Genomic DNA, 21544 nt, shown 5'->3' on the forward strand with positions numbered 1-21544 from the left:
CCCGGAAGGCTTCGATGGTGATCTGGATTTCGGCATGGTCGACCCTCCTGGATAGGCGCAGGACGGGGACTCGGATTTGATCAATTTCCTAAACGGGGTCACCCGAAGGCGCCGCCACAGATGAGTCCGCAGCTTCCCCTGGGCCAGGTTTTTTGACGGGGTCAAGCCTCCAAGAAGCTTACGGCCACAGTCCTGCGTCCAGCCAGTGTACTGTGCCGGGAGTTTCTATTCATGAGGGCCACGGGCAACCGTGTGGGGCGGTTTTTTAAGATGGATACGTCTTCTCGCAACTGACGATTTTCTTGCTCCAACTGCCGGATCCGTTGCTGTTCTGGTGTCAGGGGCTTGCCAATGCCTGGCTGGCCGGACTGCTCGGCATCGTACTGCTCCACCCAGCGACGGATGGCGCTCGGGCCAATGCTCATGCTCTCGCTTACATGCTGAACACTGAGACCCTGTTCCTTGATCATTTTGACGACCTCAAGCTTGAAGCTGGGATCGAAACTGCGGCGCTGCCTTGTCATGCAAATCTCCTCGGATGGTGGATTGTCCACCTATCGAGGTGTCCGGGCAAATTAAACCACTACAAGTTCATCACTTCTGTTCCATACCTTCACACGGAACGACTCATGCTTCGTGAATATCGACGGGAGGACTTTGACGTATTCGCAGCGCATTGCGCCGACCCTGTAAGCTCGGCCCACTTGGTCCCGGCTGACCGCCATGCTGCATGGCGAATCTTCTGTTCACAAGCAGGATTATGGCTCATACATGGCGCCGGATGGTGGGCTGTCGAGGAAAAGGAGACTGGTCAACTCGTCGGGAATGTTGGCGCGTTCTTTCGCGAGGAATCCACTGTGATGGAGCTTGGTTGGAACACCTATCGTGCCTTTTGGGGCCAGGGATTCGCGAACGAAGCGGCGGCGGCAGCCTTGAACCATGCGCTCGAGATCCGACGCGAACCAAAAGTTCGGGCTCTCATCGCTTCAGCCAATGAATCATCGCTGCGCGTTGCCAAGCGCCTTGGCCTGACTTATGAAGCGGAAACTGAGATATACGGCAAAGCGGTCGGCATTTATACGCGTGAGCGGGGAGGCTCAGTTGTTTAGGCCTACAGGACTGCACGGGAAGCTGTTTGTCAGGTCCGCATGGGTCGGTTCCTGTCCTTCGTGACAGTCTGCGATTTTGCGGCGGTGGCGCCCTGCCATGCTGAGCTCAAGGGCCGACTTCGGCCAAGAGCGGCCGTTGCAACATGCCGTATTTGTGGAGCGAGGATGAGCAGACAGCATGAGAAAGACCTGTACCCGCGAGTTGATGAGGTCCTGCACTACCTTTGGGACCCAATCGGCGTGTCAGGCATACCGATGGCGAGGGACGAATATCAATCGTACGTACCTCAAGTTGTTACGCTACTCAACGAAAACGCGAACGCGGAGCAAATTGCTGATTACCTGAACGAGGTCGTCACCCAACGGATGGGGCTTAGTGAAAATTTAGACGCCACGCTACATGTTGTTGCGGTTCTGCTGGACTGGAAGGCGGCGCTAATGGCCGCTTAGGGTCGGGAACTGCCGTACATTGAAGGGCAGCACCGGGCCAGAAGCGGACAATGATTGATGCCTGCTGGGTTGTACAAGAAAGCAGATGTGGTCTCGCTGCCTTAATCGAGGCGCCCATCCACGTCGCGAGGATCGGTCAACTTGATCATACCCTTTGCGAGATAGAGAACGATCAGAATGCCAACGACATCGCCAGTGATCATTGCCGTCATTGCCGTCCAGTCCACCATCCCGGTCTGCACCCATATGAGCGCGTGGTGAAAAGCCGGGCTCATGATTCCACATAGTACCCCTGTGAACAAGAGCCGTTGTGCTGTAAGGTTCCCGAGCCGCGGTCCCAAGTCAAACCAGTGTTTCGCGAAGAGATAGGCCAGATAAGGACCACCTGCCCCGGCTAGCGCACCATATACGGCACGAGCCTCATCCTGGAAAACGAAATGATGGAAGTTGAGGTAGATGCCTGTCAACAGCAGACCGACGAAGCCGGCGAACCCGAACAGGAGTGTTGCCAGAAGCCGGATGCCGGCTGGTAGGAACACCCAATTGATCCCGTTGCTTTGCTCGAATTGAATAAATAGAAGCTCATTGATCCAGTTCAGCCCGAGAAACGCGATGATCGTGATCGCAACACCGCCTAGATGCTGTCTGGCGTCGTCTTTCAAAGAGGACATTGCGTCAAACCCGCTTATTTTTTGCACTGAAGTAACGCATTGTATCCTCATGCAGATCCTTCTGCTCGCCTACCTATATTGAAAACAGGCTGAGCACTTGCGCTCAACATTCCGAAGGATAGGCTCGGTTTCGCTCTCAAATAATGGGAGAGTGCGAATAGAGGGTTTACCGTGAGTTGGGATTCGCGCGTCGTAGGTCCGCTTGGGGGCGGTTTCGGCCGGTCGTGACGGTGCGTGATTTTTCCTGCTTGGCAAGATGCTATGCTGAGTCCAACGATCGAGATCGGCCAGAAACGGACGTTCGCGGCGCACTGCCTCCCGATCGTCCGCTATTCTTGTCTTATGCTTGCAAGCTCATTGATCGCACGATATCTCAGATCCACTTCGCCACGTCGAGGATCGCTTGCGCGAATGCTCGTGGAGCTTCCTGCGGCAAATTGTGGCCGATCCCACCGCTCAGGTGGCGATGCTCGTACTTGCCGAGAAACTTTTTCGCATAGCTCTTGGGATCGGGGTGCGGCGCGCCGTTGGCATCGCCTTCCATCGTAATGGTGGGCACCCGAATGTCAGGAAAACTGGCCAGCTTTTGCTCCAGGCTTTCATACCGGGCTTCACTGGGCGCCAGGCCGAGACGCCAGCGATAATTGCTGATCGAGACGGCGACGTGGTCCGGATTGTCGAGCGACCCGGCCGAACGGGCAAAGGTCGCATCGTCGAACTTCCACTGTGGCGAGGCCAGCTCCCAGATCAGGCGGGCGAAGGCGTGCGTGTTTTCGCGATAGCCGAGTTCGCCGCGTGGGGTAGCAAAGTAGTACTGGTACCACCACTGCAGTTCCGCCTTCGGCGCCAAGGGCTTGCGGTTCAGTTCCTGGCTGCCGATCAGGTAGCCGCTCACCGACACCAGGCCGTTGAAGCGCCGAGGCCATAGTGCGGCCAGCGTCGCTGCGATGCGGGCGCCCCAGTCGAATCCGGCCACGATCGCCTTCTCGATCCCGAGCGCATCCATGAGGGCGAGCGCGTCTGCGGTAAAGCTCGCCTGCTGGCCGTTGCGCAGGCTGTCCGCCGACAGGAAGCGGGTAGTTCCGTAGCCGCGCAGATGGGGAATGATCACGCGGTAGCCTGCCGCGGCCAGGATGGGGGCGACGTCGATGAAGGCATGGATGTCGTAAGGCCAGCCATGCAGCAGGAGGATCGGATCGCCGCTCCTGGGGCCGGCATCGACGTAGCCGATATCCAGGACGCCTGCACGGATCTGCTTGATGTCGGTGAATGTATTGCTGGCGGGAGAAATCCCGCTCGCGGCGGTCGATGGCGAGGCCGATGGGTCCGCGCCCGCACTGCTCGCCAGGCCGATGTGCGCTACGGCAAGGCCGAGCGATGCGCTGGTCAGGAACCCTCGACGTTTCAGATTCGTTGCTGCGTTCATGTTGTTTTTCCCAGGTTAATGGACGTTCGGCGATGTCGCACGGCGAAGTACATGCCGTGGAATGTCTCCATTAGACGGCGGCCATATATCCCGGAGATGTCGTAACGAGGGGCTTTTGCAAGCCGATGTGTACCAGACGGATCCAGATACACTGGGATACAAAACGTCAGTCTCGCGGGCTCGGGCGCAGGCTCCGGCACGCCGGACAAGCGGGTGTTTTCCTGGGTAGAGGCGGCTCCGGCCTCGTTCGGTCCGGAACCGCACAGTGGACTGCCGGCCTCAAAGAATCGGCGTTCCTCCCGTCACCGCGATCCGCGCCCCCGAGATATAGCTGGCCTCGTCCGACGCCAGCAGTACATACACCGGCGCGCATTCCTTCGGCTGTCCGGGGCGCTTCATCGGCACCTGCTGTCCGAAGCTCTCGACCTGGTCCGGCGGCATGGTGGAGGGGATGAGCGGCGTCCAGATCGGCCCCGGGGCCACGGAATTGACCCGGATGCCTTTTCCGGCCAGCAGCTGCGCCAGCCCGGCGCTGAAGTTCGCGATCGCCCCCTTGGTGGTGGCATAGGCCAGCAGGGTCGGCTTCGGATTGTCCGAGTTCACCGAGCTGGTATTGATGATCGACGACCCCGGCTTCATGTGCTTCACCGCCGCCTTGCAGAGGTGGAACATCGCCGTGATGTTGACCTTGAACGTGTAGTCCCATTCCTCGTCCGGTATCTCTTCGAGCGACTCGTGGCTCATCTGGAAGGCGGCATTGTTCACGAGTACGTCGATGCGGCCGAATTCGGCCACCGCCTTGTCCACGATGGAGCGGCAGAAGGCCGGATCGGCCAGGTCGCCCGCCACCAGCACCGCCTTGCGCCCGGCTTCCTCCACCAGGCGCGCGGTTTCCTTCGCATCCTCGTGCTCGTTCAGGTAGGCGATCAGGACATCGGCCCCTTCGCGCGCGAAGGCCAGCGCCACCGCGCGGCCGATTCCGCTGTCGGCGCCGGTAATGACGGTGGCCTTGTCCTGCAGCCGGCCGGCCCCGCGGTAGCTGTCCTCGCCATGGTCGGCCTGCGGCGTCAAGCCCGCTTCAGTGCCGGGCGGCTGCTGTTGTTGCCTGGGTTGGTTCATCGTTCGCTCCCCCTGGTCTGCGTGGCGCGGCAAACCGGCGCGCCCTCCGGCATCACTGCTTCAGGTAGCGCGCGCGCACCGGCTCCGTTGGCCGGACCTCGGCGTCGCGTCCGGCCGGCACCGGCTGTTCCTGCAGGTCCTGCAGCACCAGGTGCTGGGGACGCGGAGCGGTGGAGATCCCGAGCTCGGCGAACATGCGCATGGCGTCGAGGTTGATCGCCTGCTGCACATCCATGAACAGGCCATAGTCGGCGGTCAGCATGGTGTACACGACCTCGTACTCGATCCAGTTCTGGTCGACGGTGCGCAGGTGCGCGCGGTCAAAGCGTACCTTCTCATGTTTTTCGATGAGGGCGCGCAGCGCTTCCGGCACCCGCGCCGCCAGCTCGGGCGCCGTGGACGGATTGGCGCGCAGGTTGAAACTGATGCGGCGCGTGCTCATGCGGCGGTAGTTGTAGACCGTATTGCGCAGCAGCTCGGCGTTGGCGACCACGATCTGCTCGCCGCCCAGCGCGCGGATGCGGGTGGTCTTCAATCCGACGTGCTCGACCGTGCCGGAAAAATTGTTGACCGAGATCGAGTCGCCGACCTCGAACGGCTTGTCGACCGCGATCGACAGCGACGCGAACAGGTCGCCCAGGATGTTCTGCACCGCCAGTGCGATCGCGATGCCGCCGATCCCCAGGCTGGCGACGAAGGTGGTGACGTTGATGCCCAGGTTGGACAGCATGGCCAGCGCGAAGATCGCCCACACGCTGGTCTGGAACAGCCAGATCACGAGGGTATGGGCGACCGTGACCTGCTGGTCTTCGGCGCCCCGGCTGTGGGCCCGGAAATAGCGGCGCGCCCCGACCTTGATGGCGCGGTGCAGGTAGAGCGCGCACTGCAGGCCCAGGGTGAAGAACCAGAGGTGGCCCAGGCGCGTGCCCCAGGGTTCGGGCAGGTCCAGCACCGACAGGCCGATCAGGATCGAGGTGGCCAGGATCGCGAGGGTGGAAGTGCGCGCCAGGGTCTTGGTCAGGACTTCGGCGACGGGCCGGTGGGCGCGTTCTTCGCTGAGCTGGCCGAGGCGCTTGCGGATCAGCAGCAGCGCGCCATGCATCAGGAAGAAACTCAGGATGGCTGCACCCAGGGCGAAGAGGGCGTTGGTGGGAGTGACCTGCAGGGACGTGATGAAACCGCGGATATCCAAATTGGACTCCTTTCTTGTTCTTGGCCGGCGCCAGCCGCGTATCGGGCGGCGGTCGGCAATGAGCGGGCAGGGCGCCCGCGCGGGTGTCGGTGTGTCAGGGCTTCTTCAGGTGCTCGCGTACCGCCGCGGCGCCCGGGCCGACGGCCTTGACGGCGCGCTCGAGTTCCTCCTTGCTGACACCGAGTGCTTCGGTCCAGTAACGCACTTCCCATTCCTCGTGCACGTTGATGCGGGAACGGTCCTGCGGGCCGCTGTTCTTGAGGTTGTCCGACATGATGTCCTCCTTGCTCACATGGTTGGCTCCAGAGTGCCAGTCCGGGCTGGAGCGTTCCGTTCGCTGCTTCACGTACGGCTGACTCCGGTCGTCCGGGCCACGACCGGAGAATGGCGACAGGGTATGCCCGGGCCCGCGTTTTGAGGTACGCTTGCAGTATTGGTAATGCAAGAACAAGGAGAGCAACCCATGACCAAGCCCTATGAAACCTCCCAGCCCGAGCGCAGCGCCGTCGATGCGCTGCCGGGCCTCGTCGTCCTCGACTTCGGCACCAACTGGTGCGGCTATTGCCGCGCCGGCGAGCCGGTCATCGAAGAGGCGCTCGCCGACTATCCGGCGGCGCGCCACATCAAGGCCGAGGACGGGCCTGGCCGCCCGCTGGGCCGCTCGTTCCGCATCAAGCTGTGGCCCACGGTGGTGGTCCTGAAGGATGGGCAGGAGGTGGCGCGCGTGGTGCGCCCTGACAGCGCCGACGAAGTACGCGTGGCCCTGGCCCAGGCCGACGCCGGCGCCGGTGCGGCATGAGTGCAGCCGCAATGCCCCAGCCGGCCAACAAGCCGCGCACCGTGCTGTTCGCGAGCCTGATCGGCACCACCATCGAGTTCTACGATTTCTACATCTATGCGACCGCCGCGGTGCTGGTGTTCCCGCGGCTCTTCTTCCCGGCCGCCGACCCGGCCGCCGCCACCCTGCAATCGCTGGCGACCTTCGCGATCGCCTTCTTCGCGCGTCCCGTGGGCTCGGCCGTGTTCGGACACTTCGGCGACCGCATCGGGCGCAAGGCGACCCTGGTCGCGGCCCTCCTGACCATGGGCCTGTCGACGGTGCTGATCGGCCTGCTGCCGACCTATGCCTCGATCGGCACCCTGGCGCCGCTGCTGCTGGCGCTGTGCCGCTTCGGCCAGGGCCTGGGCCTGGGCGGCGAGTGGGGCGGCGCGGTGCTGCTGGCCACCGAGAACGCACCGCCGGGCAAGCGCGCCTGGTACGGCATGTTCCCGCAACTGGGCGCGCCGATCGGCTTCTTCCTGTCCGGCGGCACCTTCCTGCTGCTCGGCGAAGTGATGAGCGACGAGGAGTTCTTCGGCTGGGGCTGGCGCATTCCCTTCCTCGCCAGCGCGCTGCTGGTGGCGGTCGGCCTGTGGGTGCGCCTGAAGATCACCGAGACGCCCGATTTCCAGAAGGTGCTCGACCGTAACGAGCGGGTCAAGGTGCCCGTGCTGGCGGTGCTGAACGAGCACCGGCGCGCGCTGGTGCTCGGCACCCTGATCGCGCTGGCGACCTTCGTCGTGTTCTACCTGATGACGGTGTTCGCGCTCACCTGGGGCACGCTCAAGCTCGGATTCTCGCGCCAGCAGTTCCTGATGCTGCAGCTGTTCGCGGTCGTGTTCTTCGCCCTGACCATCCCGCCCTCGGCCCTGCTGGCCGACCGCCACGGCCGGCGCACGGCCATGATGCTGGTGAGCGGGGCGATCGCCGTGTTCGGCCTGTTCTACGGACCGCTGTTCGGCGCCGGAGGCCTGCTGGCGGCCGGGGTCTTCATGGTGATCGGCATGTGCCTGGTGGGCTTCACCTATGGCCCGCTGGGCACCCTGCTGGCCGAGCTGTTCCCGCCCGAGGTGCGCTATACCGGCGCCTCGCTGACCTTCAACCTGGCCGGCATCCTGGGCGCCTCGCTGGCGCCCTACGTGGCGACCTGGCTGGCGACCAACTACGGGCTGGAGTATGTCGGCTACTACCTGACGGCCGCCGCGCTCCTGAGCCTGTTCGCCCTGGTGCTGGCCGGCGGCGCCCGTCCGGTCGGACCGGCCGAGCCGGCGACGCGTTGACCGCTCCGGGCGGCGCCGGCTGGTCCGGGCGCAAGGCGCTCCCGGAGGACGCGGGCTTTCTCGCCGCGCTCTACCTGTCGGCGCGCCCGGACCTGCAAGGCCTGCCGGTGCCGCGCAGCGTCATCCAAGGCATCGCGCGCCACCAGCAGCACCTGCAGCGGCAGGACTACGCCCTGCGTTATCCGGACGCGGAGGAATGGGTGATCGAGGCGGGCAAGCTCGCGCCGCGCGCAGCGGTGGGGCGCCTGGTGCTGCACCGTTCGGCCGCGGCGCTGCGGGTGGTCGACCTGTCGGTGGCGCCGCACGCGCGCCGGCGCGGCCATGCGCGCGCGGTCCTGGCCTGGCTGCAGGCCGAGGCGCAGGCGGCCCGCCTGGCGCTCCGCCTGCGGGTGCGGCGGGAGAACCATGGCGCGCGGGCGCTGTATGCGAAGATGGGATTCGTGACCGTGGCCGACTACGACGCCGCCCTCGAACTGCGCTGGGCGGCGCCCGGTCAGAACGAATAGACCAGGGTCAGCGAGGTCTGGGTGTCGGTGTTCTTCTTGTCTTCGGAGACGCTGGAGTCGCTGCGCACGCTGAAGCCGGCCTTCATCTGCATGGTGCCGTTGATCTTGGTGCTGAGCGAGGTTTCCGCCACCGAGTGCGTGTTCGAGGTGCCTTTCTCGACGCTGACCGTTTGCGTGAAGTAGGCCGAGGGGCTCACCTGCCAGCGGAACTGCGCCGCGCCGCGCACCGTGAGGCCGCTCTCGTCCTCGCCGGTGTCGCGCTCGCCGCTGAAGTAGCCCGGACCGATCTCGACGTCGAGGGTCTTGTCCTCCGAGTCGTACCAGCGCGAACCATGACCGATGCCGATGGTCGAATAGCGGGTGTAGGCGCCGAACTTGTCGTTCACGTGGGTGCCGAGCACGAAGGCGCGCCTGTCTTCGCCGAGCAGCTTGAGCGAGGCCTTGGCCGAGGCCGCGATGCGCTCGGCCGAGCGGCTGGTCTGCCGGGTGCCGTCCTCGTTCTCGTACTCGTCTTCCTTGAAGAAGCCGCTGACGATGAACTCGTGGCTCCACCTGGCGGTTTCGTGGCGCGCATCGATCTTGCCGGTGATCGAGGTGCCGGTGGTGTTGCCCGAGGTCGAAATCGCGCCCAGTTCGGCGGAGGTGAACCAGCCGCCATCGGGGATTTCGGGCAGTTCGACGGTGAGCGGGGCATGCACGTCGCCCACGGCGGGGAATTCGGGCGAGGCGGCGGCCGCGCCCTGCGCGGCCAGTGCCAGCGCCAGGATCGGGAGAGATTTCATCGGCATCTGTGCGGCAGCCACCGCGCAAGGCGCAGCGGGCTTGCCGGCCCATCGTTCGTGGAAAGAACGCCGCTGCTCCTGGCAGCCGCGAATTGCTCGACATTGTAGCGCAAACCCATTCCGGATGGCATTGTGAACCCATCAATTGTGCCGGGGGATTTCTGGAGAGTTTGCAGATCCTTGTTCTTCATCGGTACAATCCGCCGCTGCACCGATCCACCGGGAGACCCGAGACACATGAGAGACGAACCGGCCGCCATCGCCCTGTTCAATGGCGGCGGCGCTACCAACGCGGCGCTGCGCGCGCTCGACTGGAGCGCGACCGCGCTCGGCCCGGTGGCGCACTGGCCGCCCGAACTGCGCTGCGCCGCCAGCATCTGCGTCCACTCGGACTTCCAGCTCGCGATCGCCTGGGGGCCGGAGTTCGTCTACATCTACAACGAGGCCGCCAGCTCGCTGTTCGCCGACAAGCACCCCTGGGCCCTGGGGCGGGCGGTGGCCGAGGTCTGGCCCGAGATCTGGCCCACCGTCGGCCCGATGCTGGAGTCGGTGCGGGCGAGCGGCAAGGCCACGCGCAGCGACGACCTCGAACTCATGCTGGAGTTTCCCGGCCGGGTCGAGGAAACCTACATCACGTTCTCGTACAGCCCGATCTTCCTGCCGGAGGGGACGGTCGGCGGCGTGTTCATCGCCTTCATGGACACCACCGGGCGGGTCCTGGCCGAGCGCCGCCAGCGCATCGTGGCCGGCCTGGCGAGCCAGGTGGCGCTGCGCGAGCGCGGCGACGACTCGCTGGCGCGGGTGCGGGCGGCGCTGGGCGATGCGGGGCCCGACCTGCCCCTGGTCGCGCTGGTGCAGCCCGGCGCCGACGGCGCACCCCGGCTGGTCTTGTGCACCGGCGTGCAGCGTCCGCTCGAGCCGGCGCGCGCGCGCCAGGTGGCGGCCTGGGCCGGCCGCTACCTCGATGCGCCGGAGCCGCTGCTGGCCGCCGCCGCGCCGCTGCTGGACCTGGCCGGCGCCTGCGGCCCCTGGCAGGAACAGCCGCGCCAGATGCTGGTCATGCCCTTCGGGCGCGGACGCCACGACGCCGCCTGCGGCGTGCTGCTGATGGCGCTCAATCCGCGCACCGCGCCCGACACCCGCTACCGCGACTTCCTCGATTCGATCGCCGGCCACATCTCCCATGCGGTGACCCTGGCCGAGTCCGAGGCCGCCGAGCGCCGCCGCATCGAGGCCCTGGCGGAGCTGGACCGCAGCCGGTCGCAGTTCTTCACCAACGCCAGCCACGAGCTGCGCACGCCCCTGACCCTGATCATGGGGCCGCTGGACACCATGCTGGAACGCGAGGGCGAGGTGCCGCCGGCGCTGCGCGAACCGCTCGAGATGGCGCAGCGTAACGCCCAGCGCCTGCACAAGCTGGTCAATTCCCTGCTCGATTTCGCCCGCATCGAGGCCGGGCAGCTGCCGCCGGCGCTGGAAGCGATCGATCCCTGCGCCAGCGCCGCCGAGATCGCGGCGCTGTTCCGCTCCGCCGTCGAGGCGGCCGGCCTGGCGCTGACGGTGCGCTGCGAGGAAGGGCGCGGCGCCGCGCTGCTCGACCGCGACATGTGGGAAAAGATCGTGTTCAACCTGTTGTCGAACGCGTTCAAGTACACCCATGCGGGCGGCATCGAGATGGCGGTCGGGCGCGAGGACGGCTGGCTGGTCCTGCGCGTGAGCGACACCGGCATCGGCATCGCCGCCGACGAGGTCGGCCGCGTCTTCGAGCGCTTCTACCGCAGCACGCGCGCCGCCGGCCGCAGCGCCGAAGGCAGCGGGGTCGGGCTGGCCCTGGTGCAGGAGCTGGCCCGGCTGCACGGCGGCGATGTCGCGGTCGACAGCGAGGCGGGGGCCGGGGCGCGCTTCACCGTGCGGCTGCCCTGGCGCGCCGCCGAGGGCGGCGCTGCGACCTTGCGGCAGGTGCGCACCGGGTTCACCGATGAAGTACGGCGCTACGGAATGCGCGCCAACGCCGATGGCGGCGCGCTCCATCCCGCAGGGCCGCAGGCGCCCATGACGGCGGTCGTGGTCGACGACGACGCCGACGTGGTGCGCTACATCGAACGGCTGCTGGGCGACAGTTGCCGGGTGGTGGCGGCGCGCGACGCCGAACACGGGCTGGCCGCGGTGCGCGCGAGCGCGCCCGACCTGGTCCTGGTCGACGTCATGCTGCCCGGCGCCGACGGGCTCGAACTGGTGCGCCGCATCCGCGCCGAGCGGCCGATCCAGACCGTCTCGGTGCTGGTGCTGTCGGCGCGGGCCGGCGAGGAGGCGCGCCTCGACGCCCTCGACGCCGGCGCCGACGACTACCTGGTCAAGCCCTTCAGCGGGCGCGAACTGATCGCGCGGGTACGCTCGCACGTGCAGATGGTGCGCCTGCGGCGCACGGCGCTGGAACAGGAAGGCGTGCTGCTGCGCCAGATCGAGGCGGTGCGCAACGACCTGGCCGGGGTGCTCGACGGCACCAGCGACACCGTGATCTTCCTCGACCGCGAGCTACGGGTGCAGGCGATGAACGAGGCCGCGGTCGCCGCCACCGGCCTGAGCCGGGCCGAGGCGATCGGACGGCCGCTGCCGGAACTGCGGCCGGGCGTGGCCGGCTCGGCCCTCGAGCATGCGCTGCGCGGCGCGCTGACCGCGCGCGCCGGCATCACGGTCGACCATTTCCAGGCCGAGACCGGGCGCTGGTTCGAGGCGCGCTGCTATCCTGCGCCGCAGGGCGCGATGCTGTTCGCCAGCGACATCACCGACCGCAAGGAGGGCGAGCGCGCGCTGCGCGAAACCCAGGCCGCGCTCGAATGGCGGGTGGAGGAACGCACGCGCGAGCTGCGCATGGCCAACCAGCTGCTGGCGGCGGTGTTCGACCGCGCGCCGGGCGGCATCGCGATCAGCGACGGCCGCGGGCGCCTGGTGCACGTGAACGCGGCCTACGCCGAGCTCACCGGCGTGGCCGAGGCCCAGCTGGCCGGGCGCGCGCTGGCCGACTGGATCGAGCCGGCCGGCCTGGCGCGCCTCCAGGCCGGCGCAGCGCGCCTGCTGGCCGGAGAATGCGCCTGGTTCGAGGCCGAGGTGCGCTACCGGCGGCCGGCCGGCGGCAAGCTGTGGGTCAGCCATTTCGTGTCGCTGCTCGGGCCCGCCTGGCACGGCGAGCGCTGCTTCGTGACGATCGCGCGCGACATCACCCGGCGCAAGCGCGACGAGGCCGAGCGCCAGGCCGCGCAGGGCGAGCTGCGGGTGCTGTACGAGCGCCTGCAGACGGTGCGCGAGAACGAACGCAAGGCCCTCGCGCGCGAGGTCCACGACCAGCTCGGGCAGATCCTGTCGGCGGCGAAGATCGACATCAAGCTGCTCGAGGACGGCCTGCGTCCGGGCGCGGAGATGGTGCGCGAGCGGATCGTGGCCGAACTCGGCTCGGCCAGCGCCACCATCGAGCGGGCGATCGTGCTGGTGCGCGAGATCGCCACCGAGCTGCGCGCGCCCGAGCTCGACGAACAGGGGCTGTACACGGCGATCGCCTGGCATGTGCGCGACTTCGAGCGCCGCACCCGGATCGCCTGCCACGTCACCTTCGAGCCGGCGCGGCCGCACCCGAACCGGGCGGCCGCCGCGGCGCTGCTCGGCATCCTGCAGGAGGCGATGACCAATGTGCTGCGCCATGCCCAGGCATCGAAGGTCTGGGTCAGCCTCGAACGGCGCGGCACCGTGCTGGTGCTGCGCGTGCGCGACGACGGTGTCGGCATCGCGCGGCCCGGCCAGCGGCGCGGCGGCGCGCTCGGCCTGCAGGGCATGCACGAGCGCGCCGAACTGGTGGACGGCAGCCTGCTGATCGGATCGCTGCGGCCGCGCGGCACCCTGGTCGCGGCCCGGGTCCCCCTCATGCAACGCAGAGGAAGACAATGACGACAACGACAAGCCTGGTAATCGCCGACGACCACGAACTGCTGCGCGAAGGCGTCAAGAAGATCATCCGCTCGGCGCCCGGCCTGCGGGTCGTGGGCGAGGCGGCCGACCTGGCGCGCACCCTGGCCCTGGTGGCCCAGCACCGGCCCGACGTGGTGGTGCTCGATATCTCGCTGCCGGGCCACGAGGGGCTGGAAGGACTGGAGGAACTGCGCCGCGCCTTCCCCGAACAGCGCGTCATCATGCTCAGCATGTACGCCGAGGAGCGCTACGCGCTGGCCGCGCTCAGGGCCGGCGCAGCCGGCTACATCACCAAGACCATGGCGGCCGAGGAGCTGGTCAAGGCGATCCGCAAGGTGATGGAGGGCGGCACCTATATCGGTCCGCGGCTGGCCGAGCTGCTGGCCCAGGAGGCCTGCGCGCCGGCGCCCCAGGCGCCGCACGAGCGGCTGACCGCGCGCGAGGGCGAGATCCTGGCCCTGATCGGGGCTGGCCTGCAAATCAAGCAGGTGGCGGCCGAACTGGGCATCAGCATCAGTTCCGTGAACACCTACCGCAACCGGATTTTCCAGAAGATGGGCCTGTCGACCAATGGCGCGCTGATCCGTTACGCCGTCCAGCACGGCCTGGTGGAATGATCCATACTGCATGAGTTGTTGTCGTTTGACAACGACTTCGGGTTACTGCTTGTCGTTAAATCTACGACAGGACATGTCCGATCTGCGACGCGGCTTACCCGCCCCGCATTGTGTCTGATTGGTCCAATCATTGTTAAATCAATGACTTGGCACAATATGCCGGTGACGAGGGGACATTGCTGTGACGCTCGGGGAGGGCCGGGCCCGCCAGCGCCGGATCCGTGCACCCGGCTGGGCTTGGGTAGGATGGGGGCATCGCCGTAAGGCATCACGAGTTTCCATTCCTGTCAGCAGCCGTGCGTGCGCGGCTGCCTTGTACCGATGAGCATCCCAAGCACGCTAGGCCTGATCGAGTTCGAATGCCGCGGACACCGCGTCGCGCTGCCGCTGCAGCACGTGCGGCGCGTGGTCGCCAGCGCGCAACCCACACCGCTGCCGGCGGCCGGCGAGATCGTGCTCGGCGTGCTCAACGTGCGCGGCGAGGTGGCCGTGGTGCTCGACCTGTGCCGCCGCCTCGGCTTCGCGCCAAGGCCGATCCAGGCTTCCCAGCAGATCGTGCTGGTTCAGCTGCCGGGCCTGCTCACCGCCCTGGTGGTCGACCGCGTGATCGGCGTGTCCGAACGCCTGCCCGCCGCAAGCATGCCCGCGGAGCTGTGCACGGCGCCGTTCGTGGCCGGGGTGGTGCGCCTGGACGACGGCCTGTGCCTGATCGTCGATCCGGAACGCTTCCTGTTCGAGGATGAACGGCGCCGCCTGGCGCGCGCGCTCGAGGGAGTCGGCGATGCCGTCCACTGAGCGCATGGCGCGCCTGGCGCAGCGCGTGGAAACCGAGCTGGGCCTGCATTTCGCGGCGCTGCGCCAGCGCGACCTGGACCAGGCCGTGGGGCGGATGGCGCGCGCCGGCGGATTCGCCGACCAGGACGCCTTGCTCGACTGGCTGCTGGGCGGCGCCTGGGACCGGCCCAAGGCCGACCTGTGCGCGCGCCACCTGACCATCGCCGAAACCTATTTCTTCCGCGAGCCGCGCGCCTTCACGCTGCTGTGCGAGGTCGCGCGCGCCAAGCTGGCGACCAACCCGCAGGCCAGCCTGCGGGTCTGGAGCGCCGGCTGCTGCACCGGCGAGGAGCCGTATTCGATGGCGATCGCGCTGCGCCAGGCGCTGCCCGGGCTCGACCCGGGGCGCATGGCCATCCTCGGCACCGACCTGAACGCCGCCAGCCTAGCCACGGCGCGCGCCGGCCTGTACCGCGACTGGTCGTTCCGGCGCAGCGATCCGGCGCTGCGCGCGGCCTGGTTCAGCGCCGCCGGACCGGGCCTGTACGCGCTGCGTCCGGACGTGCGCGCCCAGGTCCGCTTCGCCCAGCTGAACCTGGCGCAGCCGCTGTTTCCATCGGCGGCCGGCGGGATCGCCGGCATGGACGTGATCTTCTGCCGTAACGTGCTGATGTATTTCTCGCGGCGTCAGATGCAGATGACCATCGCGCGCCTGCGGGCCTGCCTGGTCGAAGGCGGCTGGCTGGTGGTCAACCCGAGCGAAGCATCGAGCGAGCTGTTCGCCGGCTTCGCCGCCACCTACCATCCGGACGCCATCTTCTACCGCAAGCTGCCGGACCGGGCGCCGGTGCGCGCGCCGGCCGGCGCACGGGCGGCGATCGCACCGGCCCCGGCGCCAGCGCGCGTCCTCCCGCTCCCGGACGCTCCCGTGGCGGCGCCGGCGCCCCTGGCCGCCGCGCCGGATCCGGGCGCCGTGATCGCACGGGCGCGCGAGCTGGCGCGGGCCGGGGAGCCGGCGGCGGCATTCGACGCACTGCTGGATGGCGCCGGCCGCTGGCCGCTGGAGGCCGGGATCCACCTTGCGGCGGCCGAGATCGCGCTGGAGCAGGGCGAGGCCAGCTCCGCCCTGGTCCACCTGCAGCGCCACCTTTACCTCGAGCCGGATTCGATCCTGGCCCATTACCTGAGCGCGATCGCCCACCTCGGCGAGGGCAGCCGCGAGCGCGCCCTGCGCGAGTTCGCCGCCAGCGACGCACTGCTCGACAGGCTGGCCGACGACGCCGTCGTGCCGGGCGCCGACGGCTGGCAGGCCGCCAGCCTGCGCGCATCGGTGCGCGCCTGGAAGGGCCGGGTCGGATGACGGGGGCACAGGACTTCGACTGGGCCGCGATCGCGCGCCGCCTGGAACTCAGCATGCTGGAAGCGGAGCACGGACGTTCCGGCGCGGACGTGCTGCGCGAACGCAGCCTGGCGCTGGCGCGGCCGGCGCCGCCGCTGCTCGACGCCATGGACGGCGCCGCGCTCGAGGTGCTGGCCTTCGAGGTGGCGGGCGAGCGCTATGCCGTCGAGACCCGCTGGGTGGCGCAGGCGACCCGCATGCCGGCGCTGACCGCGCTGCCCGGAATGCCCAACCATGTGGCGGGCATCGCCGCCTTCCGCGGCCAGGTGGTGGCGGTGCTCGACCTGCGCACGCTGCTGGCCTTGCCGCTGTCCAGGCTGACCGAGCCCGCGGGGCTGGTCATCCTGCAGGGCCGGGACATGGAATTCGCGCTGCTGGCCGATGCCGTCACCGGCGTGCAGCGCTACCCGCGCGCCGCGCTCCCCCCCGGCCTGCCGGCTTTCGGCGGGCGCCGCGGCGGCTACCTGCTGGGCGTCGCCCCCGACCAGACCGCGATCCTCGACGGCGCCGCCATGCTGGGCGACGCCTCGCTGGTGGTGCACTGGGACCAGACCTAGGAGATTGAATGAACCTGTTTTCCAACGCGAGTACCCGGACCAAGCTGATCGCGGGCTTCGGCCTCCTGATCCTGCTCCTGAGCGCGGTCAGCGTGCTGACCTACCGCACCACCGGGGCGCTGCGGGAATCCCAGCGCGCGCTGTTCGAGGACGACCTGGCGACGGCCTTCAACGTCGTCAGCCTGCGCAACGAGCTCAATCGCGAACGGGTCGCCATGCTGTCGCTGGCGGTAGCCGATGCCGCCGACCAGCCGGCGCTGTTCGAGCGCGTCAGCCTGGCCGCGCGCAGGGTGGGCGAACTGGGCGCCAGGCTGGACGCGAACGTCGGGCGCGACGCGAGCTTCGGCCAGGCCTACGCCGAGCTGAATGCCCTGCTGCGCAACTACACGAGCCTGCGCGACGAGCAGGTCATGCCGCTGCTGAAGGCGGGCCGCCAGGCCGATGCCGGCCGGCTCGTCGCCGGCACGCTGCAGCGCCGCTTCGACCCGCTGCGCGAGGTCGCCGACCGCATCAGCACCGAACAGTTCGAGGAGGCCGCGAAGCGCATGCACGACACCGAGGTCCTGGTCGACGACGCGCGCCGCACCCTGGTCGCCTGCAACCTGGCCGCGCTGCTGATGGCCGCCGCGCTGGTGTTCTGGCTGGACCGCGCGATCGCCGCCCCGCTCAAGGAAGCGACCCTGGTGGCCGGACGCATCGCCACCGGCGACCTCACGGTGGCGGTGCCGGCATCGCGCGGACGCGACGAAGTCGGCCGCCTGCTGGAGGCGCTTGGCCAGATGGTGGTGTCATGGCGCCAGCTGATGACCGAGACCAACAGCGGGATCGCGACCCTGGGCGCCGCGGCCGGCGAGATCCTGGCCAGCACCATGCAGGGCACGGCCGGCACCTCGCAGACCGCGGCCGCCGTCAGCGAGACCACCACCACGGTCGAGGAAGTCAAGCAGACCGCGCTGCTGGCGAGCCAGAAATCGCGCCTGGTGTCGGATGCCGCCCAGGCCGCGGCCAGTACCGCGGCGCGCGGCCGCCAGGCGGTCGAAGGCGGGGTGCGCGGCATGGAGAGCGTGCAGGAAAAGATGGAGTCGATCGCCGCCACCATCGTGCGCCTGTCCGAGCGCAGCCAGGCGATTGCCGAGATCATCGTCAGCGTCGGCGGGCTGGCCGACCAGTCGAACCTGCTGGCGGTGAACGCCGCGATCGAGGCCGCCAAGGCCGGCGACCAGGGCAAGGGCTTCGCGGTGGTGGCCCAGGAAGTGCGGGCGCTGGCCGAGCAGTCGCGCCAGGCGACGCGTCAGGTGCGCGAGATCCTGGGCGACATCCAGAAGTCGATCGGCGCGGCGGTGATGATCGCCGAGCAGGGTGCCAAGACGGTGGCGACGGGCGTGCTCCAGGCCGGCGAGGCGGGCGAGGCGATCCGCACCCTGGCCGAGAGCATCGCCGACGCGGCCGAGGCGGCGGCCCAGATCGCCGCCTCCAGCCAGCAGCAGCTGGCGGGCATGGACCAGGTCGCGCTGGCCATGGACAACATCCAGCAGGTCACCGCCGAGAACGCGGCCAGCTCGCGCCAGACCGAGCAGGCGGCCCAGAACCTGCACGAGCTGGGCCAGAAGCTGCGCGAGGTCAGCGAGCGGTTCAAGGTCTGAGAGCCCGATGAGCGAACCCGGCCAGGCCTTCCGCCATAGACTGCTGGCGATCTTCGCCGACGAGGCGCGCGGCCACCTGCGCCGCATCGAGGCCGGTCTGATGGCCTACGAGCAGGCCGGCGACGACGCGGCGCGCGCCGGCGCCCTGGAATCGGTGCTGAAGGCGCTGCACACGCTGAAGGGCGCGGCGCGCGCGGTCGACCTCGACCAGCTGGAACGCCTGTGCCACGCCGTCGAGGGACTGTGCGCGGCGGCGCCGGGCGCGTCCGCGCTGGCAGCCGGCGAACTCGACCGGCTGCACCAGGCCGTGGCACTGGCCGGGGAGCTGGCGGCCGGCGCCGGCGGCCGGGCGCGCAACCAGGCGGCCGCGCTGTGCCTGCAGCTCGACCAGGCCGCCGCGCGGCTGGCGCGGGAAGCGCCGGCGCCGCTTGCTTCGGCGGCTCCCGCCAGGCCGTCCGCGCCGGCGGCGCCGGACCCGGTGGCGCCGCCGCAAGCGGATACGCCCGTATCCGCGCCGTTGCCCGACTTCGTGCGGGTGCGCGCCGCCCAGCTCGACGCCATCCGCACCGAGACCGAAGCGCTGCTGGCCTCGGAACTCAGCCTGAACCACCAGATCGGCGAACTGCGCGCGCTGGCGGCCGGCATGGGCGGCCAGGACGGCGGCCGCGAACCCGGCGCGGCCGCCGCGCTGCGCTGCGAACAGCTGGCGCAGGCGCTCGCCACGACCTGCGCCGGGCTGGCGGCCACCCGTACCCGGATGATGGGCGCGGTGCTGGAAACCGCCCTGGTGCCGTTCTCTGAGGCGCTGGACGAGCTGCCGGCCCTGGTGCGCAAGCTGGCCCGGGAGCGCGGACGCGAAGTCCAGCTGGCCGTGGAAGGCGCCGCGGTCCAGGTCGACCGGCGCGTGCTCGGGGCGATCCGCGAAGCGCTGATCCACCTGGTCGCGAACGCGGTCGACCACGGGATCGAACCGGTGCAGGCGCGCCTGGCGGCAGGCAAGGGCGCGGCCGGGACCCTGCGCGTCGCGGTGCACCAGCCCGACGCGCGCCAGGTGCTGCTGCGGGTGAGCGACGACGGCGCCGGACTCGATGCGGCGGCGCTCGCGGCCGCGGCCGCGCGCAGCGGCATGTCCGGGGCCGAGCTGGACGCCCTGGGCGAACAGGAGCGCCTGCGCCTGGCCCTGCGGCCCGGGGTCAGCACCCGCGCCGAGGTGGGCGCGCTGTCGGGGCGCGGCATGGGGCTGGCGGTGGTGGCCGACGCCATCGCGGCGGTCGGCGGCGAGCTGTCGCTCGAGAGCGGGGTGGGCCGGGGTTCCCTGTTCGAGCTGCGCCTGCCGGTCAGCCTGGCCAGCCTGCGCGCGCTGGTGGTGGAGGCGGGCGGACGGCGCTATGCGGCGCCGCTCGCGGCCCTGGGCGCAGTACGTGCGGTGCGCGCGGGCGAGGTGCGCACGGTGGAAAACCGCGCCACCATCGTCGCCGACGGCCGCGTGCTGCCGCTGGTGCGGCTGGCGGTGCTGTTCGGGGCGCCGGCGCCGGAACCCGGCGCCGCCAGCGGCGTGGCCCTGCTGGTGCAGGGCGCGGCCCAGCCCTACGCACTGCTGGTGGACGCCATCCTGGCGGAACAGGACGTGCTGCCGCGCGGGCTCGGACCCCTGTTGCGGCGGGTGCGCCACTTCACCGGCGCGGTCCAGCTGGGCGACGGCGCGCTGGTGCCGGTGCTCGGCCTGGACGATCTCGGCGCCCGCGCCCGCCATGGCGGCGCAGGGCCGGCGCCCGCCATGCCCACAGCGCCGCAGGCCGCGGGCGGCCGCCATGTGCTGGTGGTGGAGGATTCGATCACCTCGCGCCTGCTGCTCAAGCACATCCTGGAAGGCGCCGGCTGCCGGGTCGACACCGCCGCCGACGGCCTGGAAGCGCTGTCGCGCCTGCGCCGTGAACGCTTCGACGCCGTGGTGTCCGACATCGAGATGCCCCGGCTCGACGGCCTGGCCCTGACCGCGGCCATCCGCGCCGATCCGGACACGGCGCAGCTGCCGGTGATCCTGGTGACCTCGCTGCACACGTCCGCCGAGCGCGAGCGCGGGCTGCTGGCCGGGGCCGACGCCTACCTGACCAAGGGCGCGTTCGACCAGGACCAGCTGCTCGCGACCTTGCGCCGCCTGACCTGAGGAGGCAGCATGATCCGGGTCCTGGTGGTCGACGATTCTCCTTCCGTGCAAGAGCTCCTGGTGCAGGTCCTGGGCGCCGATCCGGCGATCCAGGTGCTCGGCTGCGCCGCCGACGGCGAGCAGGCGCTCGAGATGGCGGCGCGCCTGCGTCCCGATGCGATCACCATGGACCTGCACATGCCGCACATGGACGGCTACCAGGCCATCCGCCGCATCATGCAGACCTGCCCGGCGCCGATCGTGGTGGTCAGCGGCTGCGCCGACCGCGCCGAAGTCGAGGCCAGCTTCCGCGCCATCGAGGCCGGCGCCCTGGTCCAGGTGCACCGGCCCTACGGACCCGGCCACCCGGAGCACGAGGCGAGCGCGCGCGCGCTGGTGCGCACCGTCAAGTCGATGGCCGAGGTGCGCGTGGTGCGGCGCTGGGCGCCGGAATCGCAGCGGACGCCCCGCGCCGGGGGGGCCGGGCGCGGGCGCCGGCTGGTGCTGGTGGGCGCCTCCACCGGCGGGCCGGCGGTGGTGCGCGACATCCTGGCCCAGCTGGGCCAGGAGTTCCCGCTGCCGGTGCTGATCGTCCAGCACATCTCGGCCGGTTTCACCCAGGGCCTGGCCGACTGGCTGGCCCAGGCCAGCGGCTTTCCGGTGGCGGTCGCCGCCCACGGCCAGCTGCTGGCCCCGGGCACGGCCTGGCTGGCGCCGGAACGCTCCCAGCTGGCGGTGACGCGCGAGCTGCGCGCCCGGCTCTCCCTGGGGGCGCCGGAGCACGGCATGCGGCCGGCCGTGTCGCACCTGTTCCGCTCCGTCCCGGCCGAGCTGCGCGCGGCCAGCGTGGCGGTGCTGTTGACGGGAATGGGCAAGGACGGCGCCCAGGAACTCAAGCAGCTGCGCGAGGACGGCGCCGTCACCATCGTGCAGGACCGCGCCAGCGCGGCGGTGTACGGCATGCCGGGCGAAGCCCTGCGGCTGGGCGCGGCGCAGCTGGTGCTCGATCCGGTCCGGATCGGGAAGGCGCTGCATGCGATTGCAAACAACCCGGGGCGCAGCCTGGCGCTCCTCGGCTACTAAGAAGAACAGC

General features: G+C 69.3%; 20 protein-coding genes. 13 read left to right on the top strand and 7 right to left on the bottom strand.

The features are described 5' to 3' along the window. Positions 1 to 161: 161 nt before the first annotated feature. The gene (locus H162_RS35745) at positions 162 to 524 is read right to left on the bottom strand and encodes a transposase (protein WP_020654041.1); all 363 of its coding nucleotides are present in this window, start codon (positions 522 to 524) and stop codon (positions 162 to 164) included. A gap of 105 nt (positions 525 to 629) precedes the next feature. Between H162_RS35745 and H162_RS35750 the strand changes: the two genes are divergently transcribed. Both H162_RS35750 and H162_RS0113690 read left to right on the top strand, forming a co-directional pair. Then, on the top strand, positions 630 to 1109 hold the full coding sequence (locus H162_RS35750; RefSeq protein WP_169444494.1) for a GNAT family N-acetyltransferase: 480 nt from the start codon (positions 630 to 632) through the stop codon (positions 1107 to 1109). A gap of 165 nt (positions 1110 to 1274) precedes the next feature. Next, positions 1275 to 1559, top strand: a complete 285-nt coding sequence (locus H162_RS0113690; protein ID WP_020654042.1) for a hypothetical protein — start codon at positions 1275 to 1277, stop codon at positions 1557 to 1559. Between the two features lie 101 nt (positions 1560 to 1660). Here the strand turns inward: H162_RS0113690 and H162_RS30830 are convergent, their stop codons facing one another. From H162_RS30830 to H162_RS0113715, 5 genes are all read right to left on the bottom strand, one after another. After that, positions 1661 to 2221 (bottom strand): hypothetical protein, encoded by a 561-nt coding sequence (locus H162_RS30830; protein WP_156885602.1) that lies wholly within the window; start codon positions 2219 to 2221, stop codon positions 1661 to 1663. A 382-nt stretch (positions 2222 to 2603) separates the two neighbouring features. Continuing rightward, the gene (locus H162_RS0113700) at positions 2604 to 3656 is read right to left on the bottom strand and encodes an alpha/beta fold hydrolase (RefSeq protein ID WP_020654044.1); all 1053 of its coding nucleotides are present in this window, start codon (positions 3654 to 3656) and stop codon (positions 2604 to 2606) included. 279 nt (positions 3657 to 3935) lie between these two features. After that, positions 3936 to 4775, bottom strand: coding sequence for a glucose 1-dehydrogenase (locus tag H162_RS0113705; protein ID WP_026354616.1), 840 nt, complete (start codon positions 4773 to 4775; stop codon positions 3936 to 3938). A 52-nt stretch (positions 4776 to 4827) separates the two neighbouring features. Then, positions 4828 to 5967: a mechanosensitive ion channel family protein gene (locus H162_RS0113710; RefSeq protein WP_020654046.1), complete on the bottom strand. Its 1140-nt coding sequence runs from the start codon at positions 5965 to 5967 to the stop codon at positions 4828 to 4830. A gap of 94 nt (positions 5968 to 6061) precedes the next feature. Then, complete coding sequence (locus H162_RS0113715; RefSeq protein WP_026354617.1) at positions 6062 to 6241, bottom strand: DUF3606 domain-containing protein; 180 nt, start codon at positions 6239 to 6241, stop codon at positions 6062 to 6064. 189 nt (positions 6242 to 6430) lie between these two features. Here H162_RS0113715 and H162_RS0113720 point away from each other — a divergent pair, with 189 nt between their 5' ends. From H162_RS0113720 to H162_RS30840, 3 genes are read left to right on the top strand one after another with little or no spacing between them, the layout of a single operon-like run. Beyond that, on the top strand, positions 6431 to 6766 hold the full coding sequence (locus H162_RS0113720) for a thioredoxin family protein (protein ID WP_020654048.1): 336 nt from the start codon (positions 6431 to 6433) through the stop codon (positions 6764 to 6766). Beyond that, entirely contained in the window at positions 6763 to 8067 is a 1305-nt protein-coding gene (locus tag H162_RS30835; protein ID WP_040787391.1) for an MFS transporter, read from the top strand. Before H162_RS0113720 ends, H162_RS30835 begins: the two co-directional genes overlap by 4 nt. Next, positions 8064 to 8573: a GNAT family N-acetyltransferase gene (locus H162_RS30840; RefSeq protein WP_020654050.1), complete on the top strand. Its 510-nt coding sequence runs from the start codon at positions 8064 to 8066 to the stop codon at positions 8571 to 8573. Before H162_RS30835 ends, H162_RS30840 begins: the two co-directional genes overlap by 4 nt. Here H162_RS30840 and H162_RS0113735 read toward each other — a convergent pair. After that, a complete protein-coding gene (locus H162_RS0113735) occupies positions 8561 to 9361 on the bottom strand; it encodes a DUF481 domain-containing protein (protein ID WP_020654051.1) in 801 nt (266 codons plus the stop codon). The two genes, H162_RS30840 and H162_RS0113735, sit on opposite strands and share 13 nt — an antisense overlap. Positions 9362 to 9592: 231 nt before the next feature. Between H162_RS0113735 and H162_RS30845 the strand changes: the two genes are divergently transcribed. The 8 genes from H162_RS30845 to cheB all read left to right on the top strand — a co-directional run bounded on the left by H162_RS30845 (position 9593) and on the right by cheB (position 21534). Then, positions 9593 to 13294, top strand: coding sequence for an ATP-binding protein (locus H162_RS30845; RefSeq protein WP_020654052.1), 3702 nt, complete (start codon positions 9593 to 9595; stop codon positions 13292 to 13294). Further along, positions 13291 to 13932, top strand: a complete 642-nt coding sequence (locus tag H162_RS0113745) for a response regulator (protein WP_020654053.1) — start codon at positions 13291 to 13293, stop codon at positions 13930 to 13932. The genes H162_RS30845 and H162_RS0113745 overlap by 4 nt, the downstream gene beginning before the upstream one ends. Before the next feature lie 321 nt (positions 13933 to 14253). Continuing rightward, positions 14254 to 14727, top strand: a complete 474-nt coding sequence (locus H162_RS0113750) for a chemotaxis protein CheW (protein WP_020654054.1) — start codon at positions 14254 to 14256, stop codon at positions 14725 to 14727. After that, entirely contained in the window at positions 14714 to 16066 is a 1353-nt protein-coding gene (locus H162_RS32670; RefSeq protein ID WP_156885604.1) for a CheR family methyltransferase, read from the top strand. Before H162_RS0113750 ends, H162_RS32670 begins: the two co-directional genes overlap by 14 nt. After that, positions 16063 to 16662: a chemotaxis protein CheW gene (locus H162_RS0113760; RefSeq protein ID WP_020654056.1), complete on the top strand. Its 600-nt coding sequence runs from the start codon at positions 16063 to 16065 to the stop codon at positions 16660 to 16662. Before H162_RS32670 ends, H162_RS0113760 begins: the two co-directional genes overlap by 4 nt. Before the next feature lie 8 nt (positions 16663 to 16670). Beyond that, the gene (locus H162_RS0113765) at positions 16671 to 18305 is read left to right on the top strand and encodes a methyl-accepting chemotaxis protein (RefSeq protein WP_020654057.1); all 1635 of its coding nucleotides are present in this window, start codon (positions 16671 to 16673) and stop codon (positions 18303 to 18305) included. A 7-nt stretch (positions 18306 to 18312) separates the two neighbouring features. Continuing rightward, positions 18313 to 20472 (top strand): hybrid sensor histidine kinase/response regulator, encoded by a 2160-nt coding sequence (locus H162_RS35580; protein WP_020654058.1) that lies wholly within the window; start codon positions 18313 to 18315, stop codon positions 20470 to 20472. A 9-nt stretch (positions 20473 to 20481) separates the two neighbouring features. Continuing rightward, positions 20482 to 21534: a chemotaxis-specific protein-glutamate methyltransferase CheB gene (gene cheB, locus H162_RS0113775; protein ID WP_020654059.1), complete on the top strand. Its 1053-nt coding sequence runs from the start codon at positions 20482 to 20484 to the stop codon at positions 21532 to 21534. Positions 21535 to 21544: the final 10 nt, after the last annotated feature.

The sequence above is a fragment of the Massilia niastensis DSM 21313 genome (assembly GCF_000382345.1).
GTDB lineage: Bacteria > Pseudomonadota > Gammaproteobacteria > Burkholderiales > Burkholderiaceae_D > Telluria > Telluria niastensis.

Bases quoted from the DNA above. Each gene is read 5' to 3' on its own strand.
- H162_RS30845 (WP_020654052.1), top strand. From the start codon at position 9,593: ATGAGAGACGAACCGGCCGCCATCGCCCTGTTCAATGGCGGCGGCGCT.
- H162_RS0113760 (WP_020654056.1), top strand. From the start codon at position 16,063: ATGACGGGGGCACAGGACTTCGACTGGGCCGCGATCGCGCGCCGCCTG.
- H162_RS30835 (WP_040787391.1), top strand. From the start codon at position 6,763: ATGAGTGCAGCCGCAATGCCCCAGCCGGCCAACAAGCCGCGCACCGTG.
- H162_RS0113715 (WP_026354617.1), bottom strand. From the start codon at position 6,241: ATGTCGGACAACCTCAAGAACAGCGGCCCGCAGGACCGTTCCCGCATC.
- cheB (WP_020654059.1), top strand. From the start codon at position 20,482: ATGATCCGGGTCCTGGTGGTCGACGATTCTCCTTCCGTGCAAGAGCTC.
- H162_RS0113735 (WP_020654051.1), bottom strand. From the start codon at position 9,361: ATGCCGATGAAATCTCTCCCGATCCTGGCGCTGGCACTGGCCGCGCAG.
- H162_RS35745 (WP_020654041.1), bottom strand. From the start codon at position 524: ATGACAAGGCAGCGCCGCAGTTTCGATCCCAGCTTCAAGCTTGAGGTC.
- H162_RS0113705 (WP_026354616.1), bottom strand. From the start codon at position 4,775: ATGAACCAACCCAGGCAACAACAGCAGCCGCCCGGCACTGAAGCGGGC.
- H162_RS35750 (WP_169444494.1), top strand. From the start codon at position 630: ATGCTTCGTGAATATCGACGGGAGGACTTTGACGTATTCGCAGCGCAT.
- H162_RS0113690 (WP_020654042.1), top strand. From the start codon at position 1,275: ATGAGCAGACAGCATGAGAAAGACCTGTACCCGCGAGTTGATGAGGTC.
- H162_RS32670 (WP_156885604.1), top strand. From the start codon at position 14,714: ATGCCGTCCACTGAGCGCATGGCGCGCCTGGCGCAGCGCGTGGAAACC.
- H162_RS0113750 (WP_020654054.1), top strand. From the start codon at position 14,254: ATGAGCATCCCAAGCACGCTAGGCCTGATCGAGTTCGAATGCCGCGGA.
- H162_RS0113720 (WP_020654048.1), top strand. From the start codon at position 6,431: ATGACCAAGCCCTATGAAACCTCCCAGCCCGAGCGCAGCGCCGTCGAT.
- H162_RS35580 (WP_020654058.1), top strand. From the start codon at position 18,313: ATGAGCGAACCCGGCCAGGCCTTCCGCCATAGACTGCTGGCGATCTTC.
- H162_RS0113700 (WP_020654044.1), bottom strand. From the start codon at position 3,656: ATGAACGCAGCAACGAATCTGAAACGTCGAGGGTTCCTGACCAGCGCA.
- H162_RS0113765 (WP_020654057.1), top strand. From the start codon at position 16,671: ATGAACCTGTTTTCCAACGCGAGTACCCGGACCAAGCTGATCGCGGGC.
- H162_RS0113745 (WP_020654053.1), top strand. From the start codon at position 13,291: ATGACGACAACGACAAGCCTGGTAATCGCCGACGACCACGAACTGCTG.